We start from the raw sequence: 20,202 nt of genomic DNA, 5'->3' as shown, positions 1-20,202 counted from the left end.
GCTCCGCATTAGCGGGGATGCGGGGCGTTTTTCGTTGTTACTTTTCTTTCGGCCCGTGCTCTGCCGCGCCGTTACTTTTCCACGAACGCCCGCTCAATGACGTAATCCCCCGGCACGCCCATGCGCGGCGAGATCTTGAAGCCAAGCTCGTCGAGCAGCGCGCTGGTATCGTCAAGCATCGCGGGGCTGCCGCAGATCATCGCGCGGTCCTGGCTGGGGTCGAGGGGCGGCAAGCCGGCATCGGCGGTAAGTTTGCCGCTGCGGATATGGTCGGTCAGCCGCCCCTGGGTGTGGAAGGCTTCCCGGGTCACGGTGGGGTAGTAGACCAGCTTTTCGCTGATTTCCTCGCCCAGATATTCGTGCTGGGGCAGCTCCCGGGTGATGAAGTCAGCGTAGGCCAGCTCGGACACATAGCGCACGCCGTGCACCAGGATGACCTTGTCGTACAGATCGTAGACGTCCGGGTCCTGGATCAGACTCATGTAAGGCGCCATGCCGGTACCGGTAGACAGCAGATAGAGGTTGCGCCCGGGCAGCAGATCATCGGTTACCAGCGTGCCGGTAGGCTTGCGGCCGACCAGAATCTCGTCGCCGACTTCCAGGTGCTGCAGGCGCGAGGTCAACGGGCCGTCCTGCACCTTGATGCTGAAAAACTCGAGGTGCTCTTCATAGTGCGGGCTGGCGAGGGAATAGGCCCGCACCAGCGGCTTGCCGTCCACCTCCAGCCCGATCATGACAAACTGGCCGGACTTGAAACGCAGGGTTGGCTCCCGGGTAGTACGAAAGCTGAACAGCGTATCGTTCCAGTGATGAACGCTCAGCACTTCAGCCTTGGCGAACTTGCTCATGGCGGCTCCTTTTGACAATAGCGGTGACGAAGCCGGCCGCCGGGCCGGCCATTCTCTGGCGGCCTACTTTACCACTGAGTGCAACGTTTCGCGTCAGCCGGGATGCGACAGGCAAGCGCAGGCCAAAAGGAACGCGCTGCCTGTCCCGTAGCCGCAGACCCTGGCAAGCACTATGGGGAACAAAAGGGCTCGTTCAGGCCCTGCGATCTGGCAAGTGCTTCACTCAGTGCCTTATCTGGAATCATACGCCTAACTTACACCAAGGCCGACGCGAGCCATATTTATATACATGACCTATAACCCTTTGGTCGGCGGGTGCTTTTCATGCCAATGCCGAGCAATATCAGCCCGCCGGGCAATCCAGACATCGTGGTGTTGGGCTACGTAATCGAGAAACTTCTCCAACGCCAAAGCCCTGGCAGGACGACCCGCCAAACGGCAATGCAAGCCCACGGACATCATCCCCAGTGTCAGGATGAGTGTCGTACCCTCTGATACCCTGTTCTTATAAACCGACCAGGGGGCGAAAGGAGACACTCATGCCTCGTTACTCCGAGGAGCGCCGGCAAGCCGTCGTGACTAAGCTGCTGCCTCCCCACAACCTCTCCCCGCAGGTGATCGCGGAGCAGGAGGGGATCTCGCTGGGCACCGTCTACAAGTGGCGCAAGGAAGCCCGCGCCGAGGGGCGTTGCCTGCCGGATGCTCTGGGCAAGGGCGCCGATGGCTGGTCGTCCAAGGACAAGTTCAGCGCCGTGATCGAGACCGCCTCGATGAACGCCCAGGAAACTGCGGAATACTGCCGCCGCCGAGGGATTTATCCCGAGCAGCTGGAGCGGTGGCGCCACGACTGCGAGCAGGCCGCCAGCCTCTCCCACTCGGAACGCCAACGTGAGGCCGACGAGGCCAGACAGCAGCGTAAGCGCATCAAAGTCCTGGAGAAGGAGCTCGCCCGCAAGAACGAGGCCCTGGCAGAAACCGCAGCGTTACTGGCCCTAAGAAAAAAGGCGAAGGCGATCTGGGGGGACGAGGACGCATGATCAGCACCCCAGATCGCCAACGCGCCATCGCGCTGATCGAAGAAGCCCGGGCCCAAGGGGCCCGCCTGGAGGCCGCCTGCCGCGAGTTGGGCATCACCGCCAGAACGTACCAGCGCTGGACGCGCGACGGCGAGCTGCGCGAGGACCAGCGCCCTTTGGTCGACCGGCCGGTGCCGGCTAACGCGCTGACACCGGCCGAAGAGCAGGAGATTCTCGACGTGTGCCACCGCCCCGAGTACGCGAGCTTGCCACCGGAGCAGATCGTGGTGCGCTTGTTCGATGAGGAGCAGCGCTATCTGGCGTCACCCTCGTCGTTCTACCGGGTGATGCGCAAGCACCGGGAGGTGGTGCACCGGGGCCGTGCCAAGCCACCTCAACGCCGCACCAAGCCCACGACCTACCAGGCCACTGCGCCGAATCAGGTGTGGTCGTGGGATTGCACGTGGCGTGTGCCTCGACCCTGAAGGCAGCAGGAAGTAGCTGAATGGGCACGAGCATGACTGGAATACCTTCATGACGAGCAGGATGCTCCTAGTGAAGGGCTGCCCTCTGCTGTGAGAGGGCATGAGCCGAAGCGGCAGTGACCTGCAGTGCACTGGCAGGGTGATGTAACCCGTGGGAAACGGGGTGTGAGGCGAAGCCGTTACGCCAAGATGCACCTCTAGGCTAAGTATGGAAAGGTTGAGGAACACGAACCGATTAATCCGCGTCTGTGGGCTGAACGTGTCGCCACCTCCTACACGGCTTATTGGAGGTGTGTACCCCAGCAGTGAGTACAGGTACGGCTCACTTCTGCTGCGGGCAACGAATAGCCAAGTCGTTGCCAACAGAGGTATGGACAGTGCGCAGCTAATCCGTACCGGGTACACCAACTTGCAGCATGCAAGGGTAAAGATTGCGATCGGCAACCTCCTCCATACGCTTGAGTCCAGCATGTAAACGAGGGAAGGCTTGTATGGGATGGTAAGGGAGTGCGACCCCGATGCCCAACAAGCTGGCGGAGCCTCCGTAGTAGTCCGAGGTGGGGAAAGCCCACCACATGGCGAAGGGAGGCAGTTCAAGTGGCTTGTTCCACTAATTACCTGACTGAGAGAGGTGAAGACCTTTGATAATCAGGGAAATGCAGAGCAAGCTAGCAACATGGTCAACAGAAGATCCGAATCGTAGGATTGATCGACTGTTGAGGCTGATTGCAGGGCGCGATTGGCTCCTGGATGCTGCGTGGAAAACACTGGCATCAAAGGGGGCCAAGACTGCTGGGGTAGACGGTGAGACTCGACGAGTAGTAGAGCAGGATATTAGCCACTATGTGGATGATATTCGCTCAGAGCTGCTGGCTGGAACCTATCAGCCTCAGCCTGCTCGTCGTATCTATATTCCGAAGGCCAACGGCAAGAAGCGTCCACTGGGGATACCAACACTGCGAGATAGGATTGTACAACGTGCGATGCTGATGGCAATGGAGCCCATATGGGAAAGCGACTTCCATCGCTTATCCTACGGCTTCCGCCCCGAAAGAAGCGTGCACCATGCTATCCGAACCGTGAAATTGCAGCTTACGGATAGTGGAGAAACAAAGGGCCGCTGGGTCATAGAAGGCGACTTGGCAAGCTACTTTGATACTGTCCACCACCGAAAGCTGATGCGGTGCGTTCGCAGGCGGATTTGTGACAGTCGTTTCCTAGACCTCCTCTGGAAATTCATCAAAGCGGGCCATGTCGACAAAGGGCTGTTTCATGCTGCTCACGACGGCGTTCCGCAAGGTGGTGTGCTTTCACCATTACTGTCGAATATCATGCTGAATGAATTCGACCAATGGCTTGAGAAACGCTATCTTGGCAAGAAGGCTCGCAAAGATCGTTGGTACTGGAACTCTAGCATCCAACGAGAATTTCCAATCGCCATGCGAGAAAGACGACATTGGCGACCAGCGGTAGCTTACTGTCGCTACGCTGATGATTTCGTCTTGGTTGTTAAAGGAAACAAGGCTCATGCTGAGGCTATCCGCGAGGAGTGCCGACTGTTCCTTAAGGACGACCTCTCATTAACTCTGAATATGGATAAGACCCATGTTACACATGTGAATGATGGGTTCATTTTCCTGGGTCATAGAGTAGTCCGTAAACGCGGTCCCAATGGCACAATGCGCCCGGTCACGTCCATCCCCCGTGAAAAGGCAAAGAATTTCGCTGCATCACTGGCGAAAGAATTGTCTAGCAATCATAGCGCGAATAGGATTGACATGGTGGACCGCCTGAATCGCCGACTGGCGGGATGGGCAAATTTCTACCAGCATACCGACTACACCGCGATCACTTACAGGAAGATAGATGGCATTGTCTTCTGGCGATTTGGCCACTGGCTATCAAGGAAGTATCGCGCATCGATAAAGTCCATGATGCGAAAACACTTCCTGAGACCAACAGAGAAACAAGCCAAGACATGGAAATTCTTTGGCCCAAATGGCAGAGGTGTTTTCTGCGTAACGAGCCTGAGACGTCTGGTAACCAGTCGAAAGATGACCTTCCGATGGCGGCTTCCTGAGGCAAATCCCTATCTGCCACAGGAAGAGGTACGCAACACCGTCACTTCGCGCTACCGAGATGTTGCCATGGCTTTGAGCCACACTTGAATGGAGAGCCGTATGCGCTGAGAGGTGCACGTACGGTTCGGGGAGGAGAAGTAGGGAAATAGCTCGACTACGCCCTGCTTCTTACTCCACTGGGCGGTCCGATCAAGGGGCAGTACTAGGGCCTGTTGACGTTTCACATTGGTAGCCATAAAAAGCCGCATGCCAAGGCCACCATGCTTTCGTAATTTCGTTTGAGCTTATCGTAGCGCGTCGCAATGGCGCGATACGGTTTCAATCGAGCAAAGGCATTCTCAACCAGATGCCGGTAGCGATATAACCCTCTGTCCAGATTGGCATTTCCTTTTTTCGAGTTACGCCTGCGTGGAATGACGGCAGCCATTCCTTTGGCTTCGACCTGCTCACGGATACGTTCACTGTCATAGCCTTTGTCAGCCACCAGCGCGTCACCTGCCGGCAAACCGTCAATCAATGCCTGGGCTTCCGTGCTGTCGTGCACTTCACCCCCGGTTATTCTGAAGGCGATCGGCAACCCATAAGCATCCACGGCCAAGTGGATCTTGCTGGTATTGCCTGCACGACTTTTGCCAATGGCTTCTGCATCTTCCGTGGCAGCCCCAGTGCTATCTTGGTGAGCCTTGACGTAGGAACCATCAATAAATAGCCACTCGACATCAGGATCTTCCACCAGAGAGATGAAAATCCTCATCAGCTTTCCACTCGCTGACCAGGCGTTGAAGCGCTTGTAGACCGTGTTCCAGGGGCCAAACGCCTCCGGTAGGTCCCGCCACGGGCAGCCGGTTCGCATCCGATAAAGGATGCCTTCCACCGTGGTACGCAGATCGGTCTTGTCATAAATACCTTGTTGAAGCAGGATAGATTTCAGCTTCGGCCAGTGTTCATCCGTGAGCATTTGTCGGGGCATGGCAGGCTTGCAGTTTGTTGGCTTAGGAACCTTTATTCTGTGAGCTTGCCCCTATCCTGCCAATACCCCTGCCATGAAACGTCAACAGACCCTACTACCTGGTGATGATGATCGACATCTTCAGCCGCAAGATCACCGGCTGGGAGGTATTCCTGGCCGAGTCGGCCCACAACTCCCGCAGCGTGCTGGAACGGGCGGTGCTGGCCGAGCAGATCATTGACAAGCCGCTGGTACTGCACGCGGACAATGGTAGCCCCTTCAAGGGCGCCACGTTGCTGGAGAAGCTGCATGAGCTCGGCATCACGCCGTCCTTCAGCCGGCCGCGGGTCAGCAACGACAACCCCTACTCGGAGGCACTGTTCCGGACCTGCAAGTACCGGCCCTGCTACCCCGTCGACGGGTTCGCCACGCTCGACGATGCCCGCGAGTGGGTGGCTGGCTTCGTGCAGTGGTACAACCACGAGCATCGCCACAGCGGGATCCGCCTGGTGACACCGGCACAACGACATGCTGGGGAGGATACCGAGGTGCTGGCCAAGCGCCATGCCATCAATCAGGCGGCTCGGGAGGCCAACCCCGCCCGTTGGAGCGGTAAGACGCGCAACTGGACGCCCATCGGTACCGTGTCGCTCAACCCCGAGCGGGAGCTTCAGGTCACCGTTGTCGAACCGGAAAAACAGGTAGCCTAAATGACCTCAGAGGCGACATATTCCTTGACAACTACCGCACCTTCGTCGTAGATAATGCCCACATAATTTAACAAACCTCCCTCTCCCCCGATGTCATCGTGACCGTTACCCAAGGAGGCAAGACATGAAGGTGCTAAAACCCTGGCAGGCCGTAGCCATCACGGTCGCTGTCAGTTTCCTGCTGGTGTTGTGGGAAGTACCCGCCTCTACCTGGGCTACCTCGGCTACCCTGAGCCTGGCGTCCGGAGTGGCGGCTCTGGCGCTGATGGCCACTTCGGCCATCCTGGCCAGTCGCTGGGCCTGGGTAGAGCGGTTATTGGGCGGGCTGGATCGGATCTATCTCGCCCATAAGTGGATGGGCGTATGGGCGCTGGGACTGGCTTCGTACCACATGGTGTTCAAAGCCAAGCTTGGCGTCTGGGACGTGGAGCCAATCCTTGAGATCAGCAAGTACTGGACTCGCCTGCTACGCCAGACGAGCTTCGTGGCGCTGATGTTCATCATCTTGCTGGCGCTTAATCGCAAGATCCCTTACCACCTGTGGCGGGGCTGGCACAAGCTCTCTGGCCCACTGTTCGTGGTGGTTATCCTGCACTGGTTGACCTTCAAGTCGCCCATCGCCTTGGGCGATCCTGTCGGCCTCTGGCTAGGGGCGCTTTCGATCCTGGGTGTGGCGGCGGCAGCCTGGAAACTGCTGCTTTATCCGCATCTTGCCCGACAGGGCGAGTATGAGGTGGTGGAGGTCTCACCCGGCGCCGGGGCGGTTCGCCTTCGCCTGGCTCCGGTGGGCAGCGGCGTGACCTTCCAGTCCGGCCAGTTCGGCTTCTTGCGGCTGAAAGAGGAAGGCCTGCGAGAGCCCCACCCCTTCACTATCGCCTCGGCCAGTCAGGAGAGCGGCGCGGTGGAGTTCTTCATCCGCGGGCTGGGTGACTACACGCGAAAGCTGGTCAGCGAGAGCCGGGTGGGCATGCGCGCCGATATCTATGCGCCCCACGGGCACTTCACACGGCCAGAGCGGGCCGGCCATGAGGTGTGGGTCGCTGGGGGCGTGGGAATTTCGCCGTTCATCTCCTGGCTTCAGGATCCCGAAGCCAAATCGCTGGAACGGGTCACTCTTTTCTACTGTTATACCCCGGGGCGGGAGTTTCCCAGCGTCGAGACCCTGCAGGCCCAGGCCGACGCGCGCGACGTGGAGTTGGTGCCAGTGCCTGCTGGGCCGAACAGCGCGGCCTTCCGCGAACGGCTGGTCGAGATCGCTCACGATGTGCCGGCCGATAGCGTGAAGGTACGCTTCTGTGGCCCCCAGGGGCTGAAGGAGGCAGTAAGCCAACAGATGGAGGAACTAGGCATTCCGCGTCGTAACCTGGCCTACGAGTACTTCGATTTTCGATAGCGTAACCGCCGCTCTTAGGGTGTGTTAACAATCATTAGTTTCGTTTAAACTGATTTAGTATTCATAGATTTTGGTGGGCCATGAGTCGGTTGAAGTTACGCGATGATCAGTGGGAGCGAATCGAGCACCTGCTCCCCGGCAAAGCCTCAGACTGTGGGGTAACTGCCAAGGACAATCGCCTGTTCGTGGAAGCCGTGCTCTGGATCGCTCGGACCGGCGCCCCGTGGCGTGATCTTCCCGAATCTTTTGGGCGCTGGCACACCGTCTACATGCGGTATAACCGTTGGTCACGAAAGGGCGTTTGGCAGCGTATTTTTGACACAGTAGCCGACGATCCCGATCTAGAGCAGCTGATGATCGACGGTAGCATCGTCAGGGTGCACCAGCATGGAGCGTCAAAAAAAACACGCAAGACGTCGAAGCCATGGGCAAATCTCGAGGCGGATTGAGCACCAAAATTCATGCCGCAGTCGATGCGTTAGGTAACCCAGTACGATTGGTTCTCACACCGGGCCAGGCGTCGGAGTATGGTGCTGCTCCCGCTCTACTGGAAGGTTTTTCCCCGCAAGCGGTGCTGGGCGACAAGGGGTATGACTCCACTGCTCTGCGGGACATGATTCAGGCCGCAGGTGCCGAGCCGGTGATTCCTCCGAAAAAGAATCGTTTGGCGCGCATTGAAGTAGACTGGCACTGTTACCAAGATCGCAATCTGGTGGAGAGGTTCTTTCAGAAAATCAAGAAGTTCCGGCGGTTATCTACACGCTATGAGCGACTGGCAAGAAACTACCAGTCACTCCTCTGCCTCGTGTCAGCCGCCATATGGCTGGCCTAATTGTTAACGCCCCCCTAGTTCATCACCGATGTCTGTCAAGCTTTGACACCAGCCTCCAAGGCCTTCTGGGGGCTGGTTTTCCGTAAGGAAATCGCTTCAACCTTGCTATGCAAAAAAAACGGGATCTTCCCTGCTCCAGCCTCGTGATTGGCTATGCGCGGGTCTCGATGGCGGAGCAGGAACCGCGTTGCAGACCGATGCGCTTCGCAAGGCGGGGTGCGAGCGAATCTTCGATGACACTGCTTCCGGGGCCAAGGCGGAACGACCGGGGCTGATGGCAGCCCTGGCGTTCCTTCGCGATGGGGATGTACTGGTCGTGTGGCGACTGGACCGGCTGGGACGTTCGCTGCCGCATCTGGTCGAGGTGGTTAGCACCTTGGAGGCGCGTGGTGTTAGGTTCCGGTCGCTGACCGAAACCATCGATATCACCACGCCCGGTGGGCGGCCTATCTTCCATGTGTTCGGTGCCTTGGGGCAGTTCGAGCGCGACCTGATCCGTGGTCGCACCAAAGTGGGGCTGGCTGCTGCCGCCGCTCGTGGGCGCAAAAGAGGGCGCGAGCCTGTCGTCACCGACGACAAGCTGAAGCGGGCAAGGGAGCACCTGGCCAATGGGCTGAACGTCCGCGAGTCCGCCGCATGGTTCAAGGTTAGCAAGACGGCCCTCTACGCCGCCTTGAAGGCTAGCCAGCCCGATTCCCCAGACCGAAGTGCAATCACTCCTGACACTCCGTGCGGTCGCCTTCTGAAAATGACATCCGGCGGCATATTCCTTGACAACTACCGACCAGGGACCTCGTCCATTCCCCGCTGACTTCCAGGCACGTTGGCTACCCAGACCCAGCGCCAGAAGCTTGCGGCGCCGAGTTTTCGGACGTTTCCATTGCCGCCAGATCACGCAACGCAGTCGGCGACGTATCCAGCTATCCAGCGCTTCCAAGGGGCGCTTCACGTCGACGAGACTGAAGTAGCTGGCCCAGCCCGATAGCTATTGGGCTTCGAGTCTCATTGCCCTCTCGCCCAGATGTGGCTGCCTCATATACGACTCCTGTTCGTCGGCCGGGAGTTTGCCTTCAGCTTCCTTCAGATTCCGCCTCGCGGCGGACACCCTTGCTGTTCGGCTAGCGGTTCCCGCTATCAGGGTCCGCAGGGGACTTTCACCCCCAAGTCATCCCGAGGCACCACCCTCGGGAACAGCACCTATCGGTGCTACGCGCCATGCCTGGCGCACAATAAAAGCGCCGCGCGGAATGCCCGCGCGGCGCTTGCGTTAGCTGACCGTCAATAAGAGCAAGAGGACAGCCTATCTATACATGAGCGTTTAACGAAGTTCGCTCACGGCCTCTTGAATCTCTTCCACGGCGGCCTTGCTGAAGTTTTTGGTCAGGGTGTGGATCACAAGCTTTTGCGTCGAAGCATCGAGCTTTTCGCGCAGCAGCCCCAAAAACTTGGCCGGGGCAACGATAATCAGCTTGTCCATGCTGTTGTCGATACGTGCCGTATACAGACGGTCGGCCACCTGTTTGGCAAACACTTCCCTGGCATTATCCAGCGCCGAGCCTTCATCCGACGAGCGCGCCGTGCTTGACGCCGACTCGTGCACCGAGGCGCCGGGGCTGTCGGTAACCAGATCGCCCTCGTGCAGCCGCCCTTCGGCATTCACCAGGTTTTCCTGTTCAGCGAGCTTCAGCGCATCGCGGGTAAAAATGCGCGCACGCGCGGCGTCGGCTACCACGATATAGGTTGTCATCGTTGCACTTCCTCCTGTTCAACGGCGGGCCTCGACCCGGAACCTGCTGGTACTACCTCTTTACCATGGCAAGCGCCCCGAAGCAGGTCAACATTGCCCCTTACCGGAGACGCTCACACCGCATCCTTGCCGGTCTCACCGGTACGGATGCGGATCACCTGTTCCAGCGGCATGACAAAAATCTTGCCGTCGCCAATCTTGCCGGTATTAGCCACCTGGGTAATGGCTTCGATGACCTGTTCGGTAAGATCGTCATCCACGGCCACCTCAATTTTCACCTTGGGCAGAAAGTCCACTACGTATTCGGCGCCGCGATACAGCTCGGTATGGCCTTTCTGACGCCCGAAGCCCTTGACCTCGGTGACGGTAATGCCTTGCACGCCGATATCGGAGAGCGACTCGCGCACGTCATCAAGCTTGAACGGCTTGATAATCGCAGAAATCAGTTTCATGGCAGTATCCTTCAACGTAACGCTGGATAGGTAGAACGCACGAGGCACGGTTACCCCGGCGGCAAATTACGCTTAAGCATACACTGCAACCGGACACGAAGAAAAAATGCCGCCAAGGCAAGCATCAGGGGTTTTCTGCATGCGTATTGGCGATGGGTTGCGTATCCTGCTGAGAGATACACTGTTATTTTGGGACATCAAGGAGAATGCCATGGCCGCTCAAGACCGCATCAGCCAGCTTGCCCAACAAATCGGCGACCGCCTGCAGAATGCCTCCCAGGCGCCTGAAGATATCCACAAAGGCGTGCAGCAGGCGGTACGCGGCGCCTTCGATCGCCTGGAGCTGGTGTCCCGCGAGGATTTCGACATCCTCATGGACGTGCTCCAACGCACCCGCGCCCGGGTAGAAGCGCTGGAAAGCCAGGTCGCCGCGCTGGAAGCCGCCGTTGACCCCGACGCCAAGCGCGAAAGCGCCGCGGAAGACCGGGAAACAACCGGCACCTTTCCCCGGGCCGACGACGGCCCGGCAGCAGGCAGCGATCGCCAGGCGTAGGCCCGCACTACCCTACGTCATCGCGGCAAGCGCGAGCGTAGGACAAATCGTTTAGCCATCACCTGCCACCAGCGAGGGCACGCCATGACGCTTGCGATTGTTGCCACCCGGGCGGGGTTGGGGCTTGAAGCGCCGCCGGTTCAGGTGGAGGTCCACCTGGCCAACGGCCTGCCGGGGCTGACGCTGGTGGGCCTGCCCGAGGCGGCGGTAAAGGAAAGCCGCGAACGGGTGCGTAGCGCGCTGGTCAACGCCGGCTTTGACTTTCCCAACACCCGGCGCATTACCCTCAACCTGGCCCCGGCGGACTTGCCCAAGGAAGGCGGGCGTTTTGACCTCCCTATCGCGCTGGGGATTTTGGCCGCCTCCGGCCAGCTGCCGGCGGAGTCCCTTGAAGGCATGGAGTGCGCAGGCGAATTAGCGCTGGACGGCAAGCTGCGCGCCGTGCCCGGCGTCTTGCCCCTTGCCCTTGCCACCAGGGCCGCCGGGAACCGGCTGATTATTCCCCGTGAATGCGCCGATGAAGCGGCCCTTGCCGGACAGGACTTAACCGTGCTGCCCGCCGGCTCGCTATGGGAAGTTGTCGCCCACCTGCTCGACCAGGAGCGTATTGCGCCGCACCGGCTATCGGCGCCGCCCGTCGCCACTGAGCCCCTGGCTGACCTCGCCGACGTGCGCGGCCAGCAGCAGGCCCGGCGGGCGCTGGAAGTCGCCGCGGCCGGCGGTCACAATCTACTAACGTCATAGATTTGGAGACCTACTAAAAAGCGCACTGAAATCGAATGGTTGGCTTGAGTTGGTCAAGATAGGTGATGGGCAGGCCCGCTACTACGTATGTGCGTAGAAGGTTGCTGGTAGAGCGGGCCTAAAGATTAGGTTTGAACTAACAATTTCCTAGCCAAACAGCGTGACTACTATTCCGTAGATACCGACAAGGCTCATTCCGATAGTTCCAAAAATGTTTACTAATGGAATGCCAGTCATTACAACCGCTGCGATGCCAGCCTTCCACCATTCCCAATCAAACAGAAACATGAAGCCATAAATCGACAACGGCAGTTGAAAGATAAGAAGCGCGAAGAACGCTCCACCAGCTATTGAATCTAAGGCATTCTTCATTGAGTTTTTGCTTAATGACATTTGTCTGATCCTATTTGCATGCGTGACAGTCAAGGCGGGATGGTTTGTACAATAAATGCTTGGCTATGTCGACTTAGTACCTTTATCTATGATGGCTCGTAAGGTGTACCCTGTGAGCCATGCGGAAGGTTGGTGCCTAGGGTGGCTCATTGCTGTTGACATCCCGTGAGCTAAGCCCTAAATTATGAGCCATATATATTGAGCCATCTAGAAGGAAGGAAGCCATGGCCTGTATCGCTTACACCAGGGTCAGCACCGAAGACCAGTCAACCGGCACTCAGAGAGCCAGCATTGAGGAACGCCACAAGGTGGATCGCTGGTTCACCGATGAAGCCACCTCAGGGGCCATCAAGGCGAAGGACAGGAAGGGGCTCAGTGAGCTACTGAGCTATGTCCGAGAGGGCGATACCGTCATCGTGTACGCCATCGACCGATTGGGCCGGAATACCATTGACGTTCTAGAGACTGTGGATGCCCTCAAGGCGAAGGGGGTAGCTGTCCTATCTCTCCGTGAGGGCTTCGACATGAGTACGCCGATGGGCAAGGCCATGCTCACTATGCTTTCAGCGATGGCTGAGCTAGAGCGTTCCAACATCAAGGAACGCCAGATGCAGGGCATCAAGAGAGCCAAGGCAGAGGGGAAGGCTCTCGGCAGGGAGAAGGTCATCAATGACAGCGAGGTAGCCCTGTGGCGTCAGGAGAACAGCGCCAGCATCAAGTCTACAGCTATGCACTTCGGTATCTCTCCGGCATCGGTCAAGCGAGCCTGTCAAGCAGTCAAGCAGGCCAGCTAGGAGGGATAGTCACCGGGGTAGGGGATAGCCCTCCTGTCTTTCAGATAGCCCTGTGCGCCTCTCTAAGCCGCGTTCGTGCTCGGCATGGCCTACGGGGCATCTGTGGCTGTTCAAGCTCTCAGGGAGCCTGTGCGGGCGTTCTGGGCGATGCCGGTTAACCCGGACTATAGGAGAGGTGCAGGAAGGCCATGCCGTTGCATGGGTTTCCGCCCACTATAGAAGCGATGGTGACTCAGGGGCTGCCCCTAGGGTGTGTTAACAATCATTAGTTTCGTTTAAACTGATTTAGTATTCATAGATTTTGGTGGGCCATGAGTCGGTTGAAGTTACGCGATGATCAGTGGGAGCGAATCGAGCACCTGCTCCCCGGCAAAGCCTCAGACTGTGGGGTAACTGCCAAGGACAATCGCCTGTTCGTGGAAGCCGTGCTCTGGATCGCTCGGACCGGCGCCCCGTGGCGTGATCTTCCCGAATCTTTTGGGCGCTGGCACACCGTCTACATGCGGTATAACCGTTGGTCACGAAAGGGCGTTTGGCAGCGTATTTTTGACACAGTAGCCGACGATCCCGATCTAGAGCAGCTGATGATCGACGGTAGCATCGTCAGGGTGCACCAGCATGGAGCGTCAAAAAAAACACGCAAGACGTCGAAGCCATGGGCAAATCTCGAGGCGGATTGAGCACCAAAATTCATGCCGCAGTCGATGCGTTAGGTAACCCAGTACGATTGGTTCTCACACCGGGCCAGGCGTCGGAGTATGGTGCTGCTCCCGCTCTACTGGAAGGTTTTTCCCCGCAAGCAGTGCTGGGCGACAAGGGGTATGACTCCACTGCTCTGCGGGACATGATTCAGGCCGCAGGTGCCGAGCCGGTGATTCCTCCGAAAAAGAATCGTTTGGCGCGCATTGAAGTAGACTGGCACTGTTACCAAGATCGCAATCTGGTGGAGAGGTTCTTTCAGAAAATCAAGAAGTTCCGGCGGTTATCTACACGCTATGAGCGACTGGCAAGAAACTACCAGTCACTCCTCTGCCTCGTGTCAGCCGCCATATGGCTGGCCTAATTGTTAACGCCCCCTAGATCATTGGAGCGATGCCAGCCCTACTTCCTACCTCCGGTAGAACAGTACGGGAAGTCCTAGGACTACTAGGACGTGACAGGAATACCAGGACGTCACAGGGTGTTTTTGCAAGAATCGTGCCAACTTTTGGATTCCAAGATTCCCTAGTACCTTTTCTCCTTTTCCTTTCTTGGAAAAGGGATGTCCTGTAACGTCCTAGTATTCCTAGTATTGCTACTTTGGTAAAACCAAAGGTAAGAAAGGGGCTAGAGTGTCGAAGGTAGTCTTCTCCTTCTGGTTGATCCTAGTCGTGTCAGGTATCGAGCCTCTGGCTCTTCAGTCATCCAGTCCATAGAAGGAGATTCAGTATGCCCGTACAAGACCTTAGAACAGGCGACCTTACCCAGAACAATTCTTACCAGACCACAGCTACAGCATTCCCGTACACAAAGGTAGCTGTAGCCGACCTAGGTAATGCCAGTCATCCCATCAACCAGGCTTACCTGTCTGGCAAGCAAGATGGTGCCGGTGTCGTCGGTGACGACTACGCCCTGTACATCGCTTCAGGCTCTGCAAGTACAGATGCCTGGGTCTTAGCTGGCGGTGACGGTACAGGCGATGTCACCCCGGCCTGACAGCCCTTCAGAATTTCTCAGCCCTGCCTTTGCAGTCCAGCCTCTTGGCTCTGCATCGGTGGGGCTATTTTTTGTCTAGATGAGAATAATTCCCATCATGTGGAAATACCCTGTCCCGGCGCTGTGCGTCTGCCTAAGGCGTTCTGAGCGCCAGCAGTACCCATGGGCAGGTCATGGCCGGATCGCCCAGCAGTGAGCCTGTCCGGCTTGATACAGCCCTATCAGGGGTAAGGTGCCCTGTCTGGTGCCTCAGGAGCGCGGCTCTCCTTGAAAAGTACAGGACTCGCAGGGCATAGCCCTGTGGATTTCAAGCACAGGCGGGTTTGCTGGCGCATACAGGTATCGAGCCTCTGGCTCTTGATGCGAACTGTTCTCAACAACTTCCTTGCAGCCCTATGCCAGATGCAGAATCCTGCAAGGAATCCTGTGCAGCTATCTCGGTCTTCGACAGCCCCGTATTTCCCCATAGCCCTGGGCTCGAAGGAAGCAAGGGGAGGGGTGCTGGGCTGGGCTTTGCTCTCTGGCATTTGCCTGTATCTGTCCTAGCCAGCCCAGCCTGTCTGTCACTTACTAGCCTTGTATCTAAGGGTAGTCTCTCCGCCCTGCTTCCAATGGAATACCAGGCTCTCCGAGCGGAAATCTACAACCACCTTGGAGAAGCATTCTCGCATCTTGGTATTGCACAGGGTCTTGTCTTCTGGATGCTCAAGCACAGCAGTCCTTAGGCTCTCTGCACGCCGCCTTGCCAGCTCAGTGCCTAGCATGTTCCGTTGCTGGTACAGCTTGGAAAGTCTGTCTTTTATTTCATCTAGTTCGATCCTTCTTTGAGAAAGCCTCTCTTGCAAGAAGGGGATGCCCTTAGCGTTCGGTGGAAGCTGTCCTTGCTCGATTGTCTCTAGCATCCTGTCAATGCTTTTCTCCTTTAATTTTAGCTCTAGCTTTGTGTCTTCTATCTGCATGTCTACTGAGTCATCGCCGGAAGGGCAGGCATCGACAAGCGTGTTTATCTTGCTGTGAATTATAGGCTCTACACGGTCATAGCGGACTGCATTGTACTTGCATCCTGCACCTTGTCGGGCTCTCTGACAGGCTAGGTATACCCAGCCTTTGGCTACGTTCTTGGATACCCTAGCCATCGTGCTACCGCACAGAGGACAGGTGGATAGCCCACCTAGGATGTTCTGTACTTGGCTCTTGGAATGCCTACCTCTTCTTGGTGCCTTGCTGGCTTGCAGTGCTTGGAAGTGCTCAAAGGTATCCTTGTCGATGACAGCAGGGTAATAGCCTTCAATGGGGTCACAGGCTTCCCTGTCTGCCTTCCTCTCTGGCCTGCTGGTAAAAGGTGTTAAGGTGCCATAGGTGGCAGGATTGTTCAGTATCTTGTGCACATAGCTAGGGTGCCAATGCTTACCACGACCGAAGACAGGGACTCCCTCAGTGTTCAGGGACTCACATATAGATTTCTTGCCTATTCCATCTAGGGCCTGTTGACGTTTCATGGCAGGGGTATTGCAGGATAGGGGCAAGCTCGCAGAATAAAGGTTCCCACACCAACAAACTGCAAGCCTGCCATGCCCCGACAAATGCTCACGGATGAACACTGGTCGAAGCTGAAACCTATCCTGCTTCAACAAGGTATTTATGACAAGGCCGACTTGCGTACCACGATAGAAGGCATCCTTTATCGGATGCGCACCGGCTGCCCGTGGCGGGACCTACCGGAGACGTTTGGCCCCTGGAACACGGTCTACAAGCGTTTTAACGCCTGGTCAGCGAGTGGAAAGCTGATGAGGCTTTTCAGCTCTCTGGTGGAGGAGCCTGATGTTGAGTGGCTGTTCATTGATGGCTCCTACGTCAAGGCCCACCAGGACAGCACCGGAGCTGCCACGGAAGACGCAGAAGCCATTGGCAAAAGTCGTGCAGGCAATACCAGCAAGATCCACTTGACCGTAGATGCCTATGGGCTACCGATAACCTTCAGAATAACCGGGGGTGAGGTGCACGACAGCACGGAAGCCCGGGCATTGATTGACGATTTGCCAGCGGGTGATGCATTGGTGGCTGACAAGGGCTATGACAGCGAGCGTATCCGTGAACAGATCGAAGCCAAGGGCATGGCTGCCGTCATTCCACGCAAACGCAACTCAAAGAAAGGAAATGCCAATCTGGACAGAGGCTTATATCGCTATCGGCATCTGGTTGAGAATGCCTTTGCTCGATTGAAGCCGTATCGCGCCATCGCAACGCGTTACGACAAGCTCAAGCGAAACTACGAAAGCATGGTGGCCTTGGCCTGCGGCTTTTTATGGCTGCCCATGTGAAACGTCAACACGCCCTAGTGCCATCTCGAAGATTCTACGGACGACCTCGCCACGCTCAGGGATGATCTCGAAGGATACGCCATCGCTAGCAGGCCGGAGCCATTGAGGGGCGCGGGACGTAAGGCGGACAGGTTCACCAGAAGCTAACTTTTTCCTCTTGTTTTGCCAAACTGAGCGTAGTCGGCGTGCTTTGGTAGATGATTCCTCATTGGCCCTCATGAAGATGAGGACTGCCATTAGGAAAGCTGTTGGGTCCTTTATGAGGGTTTGATTGCTGTACTCTTTCTCATCTACTAGAGTTACAATGGAAATTCCCATTGTGCAGATTTCGACAAGCACTGACGCTGCAAGATGCGCGGACTGCCTTGAAATCCTGTCTAGAGATTCAACGAGTAGGTATGAGCCGGGCTCGATAATCCCTTCTTCGACAGCCTTCCTAAATAGCTTAAGCTCTCCAGCCTCCATGTTTTTTCCCTGATAAGCGGAAACCCCAAGATCTCGAAAAGACGTTTCCTTATCCAGCTCCAGCCCGTGCCGGTCTGCGTACTCTTGGGCTAGCTGTGTCTGCCTTCTGCGGCTATCGCCCTGCATCTGCTCAGGGGTAGAGAAGCGTAAGTAGCTGTACGCCCTGGGTTTCTTCTGCTCAGTCATGCCTGTAGCCCTCCCCTTCCTTGCACCTCTAGGATGCCGCTAGCATAGACATAGGTCTTCACAGACACAACCTGTTTTTTGCCGGCCCTCCCGGTACCGGCAAAACCATGCTGGCAAGCCGCCTGCCGGGCATTCTGCCGCCGCTTTCCGACGAGGATGCCCTGGCCGTAGCCGCGGTCCGCTCGGTATGCGGCCTGCCGCTGGAAAAGCACTGGGGACAGCGCCCCTTCCGCCAGCCCCACCACAGCGCTAGCGCCGCCGCGCTGGTGGGCGGCGGCTCAAAACCCAAGCCCGGGGAAATCTCGCTTGCCCACCACGGCGTGCTGTTTCTCGACGAGCTGCCGGAGTTTTCCCGCCACGTGCTGGAAGTGTTGCGCCAGCCCCTGGAAACCGGGGAAATCCACCTGGCCCGGGCCAGCCACGAGCGCCGCTATCCGGCCAATTTCCAGCTGGTAGCCGCCATGAACCCCTGCCCCTGCGGTCACCTGGGCGATCCACGCACCCGCTGCCAGTGCAGCCAAAGTCAGATACAGCGTTACCAGGCACGGCTTTCCGGCCCGCTGCTGGACCGCATCGACCTGCAGGTCGAAGTGCCCGCGCTGCCGCCGGAACAGCTCACCGCCCAGACCCCGGGCGAGTCTTCCTCCGAGGTTCGCAAGCGCGTGCTCGCCGCCCGCCAACGCCAGCAGGCACGCGGCACGCTCAATAGCCAGCTGAGCGGCAAGGCGCTGGAAGCCGCCTGCGCCCTGGACGCCGAGGAGCGCGCCTGGCTTGCCGGCGTGCTGGAGAAACTGCGCCTTTCGGCCCGCGCCTATCATCGGGTGCTGCGCGTGGCGCTGACGCTTGCCGACCTGGAGGGCGCGCCCAAACCCGTGCAGTCGCACTTCATCGAAGCCATCGGCTATCGCCAGCTCGATCGCCTGTTGAAGGGTGGCTAAAGTCGTAAACGGGCCGGCTTTCCCCTGCCTTGACCGGTTTATTGCGGGTGGCTAGGCTTGACTCGTTATTTGACCAATAGGTCAGGAAATGGCGAAAGGCTCGCCGCTACCCGATAGCGATATCTCCCGCCATCGCGGCCCAGGCAGCAACACCACTTATCACAATGGCTCAAGTTAATGACTCAAGCCACAACGACTCAAGCCACAACAACAAACAGGTAGGGGTATGAACGAGACAACCGCTCGCGCCAACGAGGCGCTCAACACGAGTCCCGATCGTCTGTCATTCCTGGACCGTTTTTTCAACGTGTCCAAACGCGGCTCCAGCGTTAAAACCGAAATCCTTGCCGGTCTGGCTACCTTTCTGGCCGGCATGTACATCATCGTGGTCAACCCCGCGGTGCTCAACGATGCGGGTATTCCCTTTTCCGCCGCCCTGTCGGCCACCGTGGTCATCAGCTTTCTCGGCAGCCTGGCCATGGCGTTTTACGCCCGCAACCCCATTCTGGTCGCCCCCGGAATGGGCATGAACGCGCTGTTTACCTACACCCTGGTGCTGGGGGCGGGCCTTAGCTGGGAGGTGGCGCTTGGCTGCGTGTTCTGGTCCGGGGTGATCTTTGCAGTGCTGGCGCTATTCAACGTGCGCAAGGCCGTGATCGAGGCGATTCCGTCGTCGCTACGCTACGCGATTACCTGCGGCATCGGGCTGTTCATCACCTTTGTCGGGCTGCAAAACGCCGGCTTTATCGTCGGCAGCGACGCCACCATCGTCACGCTTGGCAACATGGATGCCCATCTGGCGACGTTTTTTCTGGGGCTGATTGCCACCGCGGTCTTCGTCATCCTGCGCTTTAACGGCGCGCTGGTCATGGGCATTGCCCTGACCACTCTGGTCGCCGCGCCCATGGGCCGGCTGTGGGGCGAGGAAGTGATGGTAGCCTGGACGGGCCTTGCCGCCTGGCCGGACTTCAGCGCGGTGATGAAAGTGGACATTCTGGGGGCGCTGAAGGTCGCCTACCTGCCGTTCATCTTCGTCATGCTGTTTACCAACTTCTTTGACGCCATGTCGTGCTTTATGGCGCTATCCGAGGCCGCCCCCGAGCTCAAGGACGAAGACGGCAACCCGCGCAACCTCAAGCGCTCCATGACGGTGGACGCCTTCTCCTCGATGATCGCCGCGCCGCTTGGCACCAGTGCCGCCCAGACGTTTGTGGAATCCGGCGCCGGGGTGGCCCAGGGCGGGCGCACCGGGCTGGTGGCGCTGGTGATCGCCTTTCTGTTCCTGCCGTTTTTGTTTCTTTCGCCGCTGCTGTCGCTGGTGCCAAGTATCGCCACCGCGCCGGCGCTGGTCATGGTGGGGCTATTCATGATGGCGCCGATCAGCAAGGTAGAGTGGGACCGCTTTGACCAGGCTTTCCCCGCCTTTCTCGCCATCATTCTGATGCCGCTGACCTATTCGATCACGCTGGGAATCGCCTTCGGCTTCATCAGCTTTGTGCTGATCAAGGTGCTCACCGGGCGTCTGGAAGAGATCAAGCCGGCCATGTGGATCACCGCGGCGCTGTCCCTGGTCATGCTGCTCACCGCCCAGTAAGGCGCG

At 57.9% G+C, this 20,202-nt stretch carries 19 protein-coding genes and 3 pseudogenes; 15 read left to right on the top strand and 7 right to left on the bottom strand.

The window, feature by feature from the left end; translation table 11 throughout:
* Nucleotides 1-71: 71 nt before the first annotated feature.
* Nucleotides 72-848 (bottom strand): ferredoxin--NADP reductase, encoded by a 777-nt coding sequence (locus tag ACZ46Y_RS01185; protein ID WP_311957210.1) that lies wholly within the window; start codon nucleotides 846-848, stop codon nucleotides 72-74.
* A 539-nt stretch (nucleotides 849-1,387) separates the two neighbouring features.
* Here ACZ46Y_RS01185 and ACZ46Y_RS01180 point away from each other — a divergent pair.
* The 3 genes from ACZ46Y_RS01180 to ltrA all read left to right on the top strand — a co-directional run bounded on the left by ACZ46Y_RS01180 (nucleotide 1,388) and on the right by ltrA (nucleotide 4,517).
* Nucleotides 1,388-1,885 carry a helix-turn-helix domain-containing protein gene (locus ACZ46Y_RS01180; protein WP_311957767.1) on the top strand — a complete coding sequence of 166 codons (498 nt, stop codon included), beginning with the start codon at nucleotides 1,388-1,390 and terminating at the stop codon, nucleotides 1,883-1,885.
* Complete coding sequence (locus tag ACZ46Y_RS01175) at nucleotides 1,882-2,349, top strand: transposase family protein (protein ID WP_464380063.1); 468 nt, start codon at nucleotides 1,882-1,884, stop codon at nucleotides 2,347-2,349. Before ACZ46Y_RS01180 ends, ACZ46Y_RS01175 begins: the two co-directional genes overlap by 4 nt.
* Nucleotides 2,350-3,065: 716 nt before the next feature.
* On the top strand, nucleotides 3,066-4,517 hold the full coding sequence (ltrA, locus tag ACZ46Y_RS01170) for a group II intron reverse transcriptase/maturase (RefSeq protein ID WP_464380065.1): 1,452 nt from the start codon (nucleotides 3,066-3,068) through the stop codon (nucleotides 4,515-4,517).
* A gap of 133 nt (nucleotides 4,518-4,650) precedes the next feature.
* Here the strand turns inward: ltrA and ACZ46Y_RS01165 are convergent, their stop codons facing one another.
* On the bottom strand, nucleotides 4,651-5,400 hold the full coding sequence (locus ACZ46Y_RS01165) for an IS5 family transposase (RefSeq protein WP_311881913.1): 750 nt from the start codon (nucleotides 5,398-5,400) through the stop codon (nucleotides 4,651-4,653).
* Nucleotides 5,401-5,492: 92 nt separating this feature from the next.
* Between ACZ46Y_RS01165 and ACZ46Y_RS01160 the strand changes: the two are divergent.
* The 4 genes and pseudogenes from ACZ46Y_RS01160 to ACZ46Y_RS01145 form a co-directional block, all read left to right on the top strand.
* Nucleotides 5,493-6,089: pseudogene (locus tag ACZ46Y_RS01160) on the top strand (transposase); the annotation flags it as partial.
* Between the two features lie 124 nt (nucleotides 6,090-6,213).
* A complete protein-coding gene (locus ACZ46Y_RS01155; RefSeq protein WP_311957745.1) occupies nucleotides 6,214-7,482 on the top strand; it encodes a ferredoxin reductase family protein in 1,269 nt (422 codons plus the stop codon).
* 80 nt (nucleotides 7,483-7,562) lie between these two features.
* Nucleotides 7,563-8,314, top strand: a protein-coding gene (locus ACZ46Y_RS01150; RefSeq protein WP_407650535.1) for an IS5 family transposase whose coding sequence is annotated in 2 segments (ribosomal slippage) — nucleotides 7,563-7,895 and nucleotides 7,898-8,314 — 750 coding nt in all. Because the reading frame shifts where the segments join, the coding sequence is not laid out codon by codon here.
* A gap of 187 nt (nucleotides 8,315-8,501) precedes the next feature.
* Nucleotides 8,502-9,125, top strand: coding sequence for a recombinase family protein (locus ACZ46Y_RS01145; RefSeq protein ID WP_446497140.1), 624 nt, complete (start codon nucleotides 8,502-8,504; stop codon nucleotides 9,123-9,125).
* A gap of 507 nt (nucleotides 9,126-9,632) precedes the next feature.
* On the opposite strand, the gene ACZ46Y_RS01140 is transcribed toward ACZ46Y_RS01145, so the two are convergent.
* Both ACZ46Y_RS01140 and glnK read right to left on the bottom strand, forming a co-directional pair.
* On the bottom strand, nucleotides 9,633-10,061 hold the full coding sequence (locus ACZ46Y_RS01140) for a host attachment protein (RefSeq protein ID WP_311957705.1): 429 nt from the start codon (nucleotides 10,059-10,061) through the stop codon (nucleotides 9,633-9,635).
* Between the two features lie 113 nt (nucleotides 10,062-10,174).
* Complete coding sequence (gene glnK, locus ACZ46Y_RS01135) at nucleotides 10,175-10,513, bottom strand: P-II family nitrogen regulator (RefSeq protein WP_311957709.1); 339 nt, start codon at nucleotides 10,511-10,513, stop codon at nucleotides 10,175-10,177.
* 211 nt (nucleotides 10,514-10,724) lie between these two features.
* On the opposite strand from glnK, the gene ACZ46Y_RS01130 reads away from it, so the two are divergent.
* Nucleotides 10,725-11,066, top strand: a complete 342-nt coding sequence (locus ACZ46Y_RS01130; protein ID WP_311957711.1) for an accessory factor UbiK family protein — start codon at nucleotides 10,725-10,727, stop codon at nucleotides 11,064-11,066.
* Nucleotides 11,067-11,150: 84 nt separating this feature from the next.
* A pseudogene (locus tag ACZ46Y_RS01125) lies at nucleotides 11,151-11,801 on the top strand (magnesium chelatase domain-containing protein); the annotation flags it as partial.
* Between the two features lie 156 nt (nucleotides 11,802-11,957).
* Here the strand turns inward: ACZ46Y_RS01125 and ACZ46Y_RS01120 are convergent.
* Entirely contained in the window at nucleotides 11,958-12,203 is a 246-nt protein-coding gene (locus ACZ46Y_RS01120; protein ID WP_311957712.1) for a hypothetical protein, read from the bottom strand.
* 224 nt (nucleotides 12,204-12,427) lie between these two features.
* Here ACZ46Y_RS01120 and ACZ46Y_RS01115 point away from each other — a divergent pair, with 224 nt between their 5' ends.
* From ACZ46Y_RS01115 to ACZ46Y_RS01105, 3 genes are all read left to right on the top strand, one after another.
* A complete protein-coding gene (locus ACZ46Y_RS01115) occupies nucleotides 12,428-12,997 on the top strand; it encodes a recombinase family protein (RefSeq protein WP_311957719.1) in 570 nt (189 codons plus the stop codon).
* A 311-nt stretch (nucleotides 12,998-13,308) separates the two neighbouring features.
* Nucleotides 13,309-14,060, top strand: a protein-coding gene (locus ACZ46Y_RS01110) for an IS5 family transposase (RefSeq protein WP_407650535.1) whose coding sequence is annotated in 2 segments (ribosomal slippage) — nucleotides 13,309-13,641 and nucleotides 13,644-14,060 — 750 coding nt in all. Because the reading frame shifts where the segments join, the coding sequence is not laid out codon by codon here.
* A 365-nt stretch (nucleotides 14,061-14,425) separates the two neighbouring features.
* Nucleotides 14,426-14,692, top strand: coding sequence for a hypothetical protein (locus ACZ46Y_RS01105; RefSeq protein ID WP_311956747.1), 267 nt, complete (start codon nucleotides 14,426-14,428; stop codon nucleotides 14,690-14,692).
* A gap of 563 nt (nucleotides 14,693-15,255) precedes the next feature.
* On the opposite strand, the gene ACZ46Y_RS01100 is transcribed toward ACZ46Y_RS01105, so the two are convergent.
* Nucleotides 15,256-16,191 (bottom strand): recombinase family protein, encoded by a 936-nt coding sequence (locus ACZ46Y_RS01100; protein ID WP_311956750.1) that lies wholly within the window; start codon nucleotides 16,189-16,191, stop codon nucleotides 15,256-15,258.
* A 72-nt stretch (nucleotides 16,192-16,263) separates the two neighbouring features.
* Here ACZ46Y_RS01100 and ACZ46Y_RS01095 point away from each other — a divergent pair, with 72 nt between their 5' ends.
* Complete coding sequence (locus ACZ46Y_RS01095) at nucleotides 16,264-17,013, top strand: IS5 family transposase (protein WP_311881892.1); 750 nt, start codon at nucleotides 16,264-16,266, stop codon at nucleotides 17,011-17,013.
* On the opposite strand, the gene ACZ46Y_RS01090 is transcribed toward ACZ46Y_RS01095, so the two are convergent.
* Entirely contained in the window at nucleotides 16,996-17,664 is a 669-nt protein-coding gene (locus ACZ46Y_RS01090; RefSeq protein ID WP_311956751.1) for a recombinase family protein, read from the bottom strand. The two genes, ACZ46Y_RS01095 and ACZ46Y_RS01090, sit on opposite strands and share 18 nt — an antisense overlap.
* A 65-nt stretch (nucleotides 17,665-17,729) precedes the next feature.
* On the opposite strand from ACZ46Y_RS01090, the pseudogene ACZ46Y_RS01085 reads away from it, so the two are divergent.
* Both ACZ46Y_RS01085 and ACZ46Y_RS01080 read left to right on the top strand, forming a co-directional pair.
* Nucleotides 17,730-18,602: pseudogene (locus ACZ46Y_RS01085) on the top strand (YifB family Mg chelatase-like AAA ATPase); the annotation flags it as partial.
* A 226-nt stretch (nucleotides 18,603-18,828) separates the two neighbouring features.
* Nucleotides 18,829-20,196 carry an NCS2 family permease gene (locus ACZ46Y_RS01080; protein WP_311956752.1) on the top strand — a complete coding sequence of 456 codons (1,368 nt, stop codon included), beginning with the start codon at nucleotides 18,829-18,831 and terminating at the stop codon, nucleotides 20,194-20,196.
* The last annotated feature ends 6 nt before the right edge of the window (nucleotides 20,197-20,202 follow it).

The organism is Halomonas garicola (assembly GCF_055382465.1).
The sequence above is the reverse complement of the archived record's forward strand: the minus strand, read 5'-3'. Positions and strand labels throughout refer to the sequence as shown.

Excerpts from the sequence above, each read along its gene's own strand:
- ACZ46Y_RS01185 (WP_311957210.1), bottom strand. The coding sequence starts at position 848 with ATGAGCAAGTTCGCCAAGGCTGAAGTGCTGAGCGTTCATCACTGGAAC.
- ACZ46Y_RS01080 (WP_311956752.1), top strand. The coding sequence starts at position 18,829 with ATGAACGAGACAACCGCTCGCGCCAACGAGGCGCTCAACACGAGTCCC.
- ACZ46Y_RS01115 (WP_311957719.1), top strand. The coding sequence starts at position 12,428 with ATGGCCTGTATCGCTTACACCAGGGTCAGCACCGAAGACCAGTCAACC.
- ACZ46Y_RS01165 (WP_311881913.1), bottom strand. The coding sequence starts at position 5,400 with ATGCCCCGACAAATGCTCACGGATGAACACTGGCCGAAGCTGAAATCT.
- ACZ46Y_RS01105 (WP_311956747.1), top strand. The coding sequence starts at position 14,426 with ATGCCCGTACAAGACCTTAGAACAGGCGACCTTACCCAGAACAATTCT.
- ACZ46Y_RS01120 (WP_311957712.1), bottom strand. The coding sequence starts at position 12,203 with ATGTCATTAAGCAAAAACTCAATGAAGAATGCCTTAGATTCAATAGCT.
- ACZ46Y_RS01130 (WP_311957711.1), top strand. The coding sequence starts at position 10,725 with ATGGCCGCTCAAGACCGCATCAGCCAGCTTGCCCAACAAATCGGCGAC.
- ACZ46Y_RS01180 (WP_311957767.1), top strand. The coding sequence starts at position 1,388 with ATGCCTCGTTACTCCGAGGAGCGCCGGCAAGCCGTCGTGACTAAGCTG.
- ACZ46Y_RS01140 (WP_311957705.1), bottom strand. The coding sequence starts at position 10,061 with ATGACAACCTATATCGTGGTAGCCGACGCCGCGCGTGCGCGCATTTTT.
- ACZ46Y_RS01175 (WP_464380063.1), top strand. The coding sequence starts at position 1,882 with ATGATCAGCACCCCAGATCGCCAACGCGCCATCGCGCTGATCGAAGAA.
- ACZ46Y_RS01095 (WP_311881892.1), top strand. The coding sequence starts at position 16,264 with ATGCCCCGACAAATGCTCACGGATGAACACTGGTCGAAGCTGAAACCT.
- ACZ46Y_RS01155 (WP_311957745.1), top strand. The coding sequence starts at position 6,214 with ATGAAGGTGCTAAAACCCTGGCAGGCCGTAGCCATCACGGTCGCTGTC.
- glnK (WP_311957709.1), bottom strand. The coding sequence starts at position 10,513 with ATGAAACTGATTTCTGCGATTATCAAGCCGTTCAAGCTTGATGACGTG.
- ACZ46Y_RS01100 (WP_311956750.1), bottom strand. The coding sequence starts at position 16,191 with ATGAAACGTCAACAGGCCCTAGATGGAATAGGCAAGAAATCTATATGT.
- ACZ46Y_RS01090 (WP_311956751.1), bottom strand. The coding sequence starts at position 17,664 with ATGACTGAGCAGAAGAAACCCAGGGCGTACAGCTACTTACGCTTCTCT.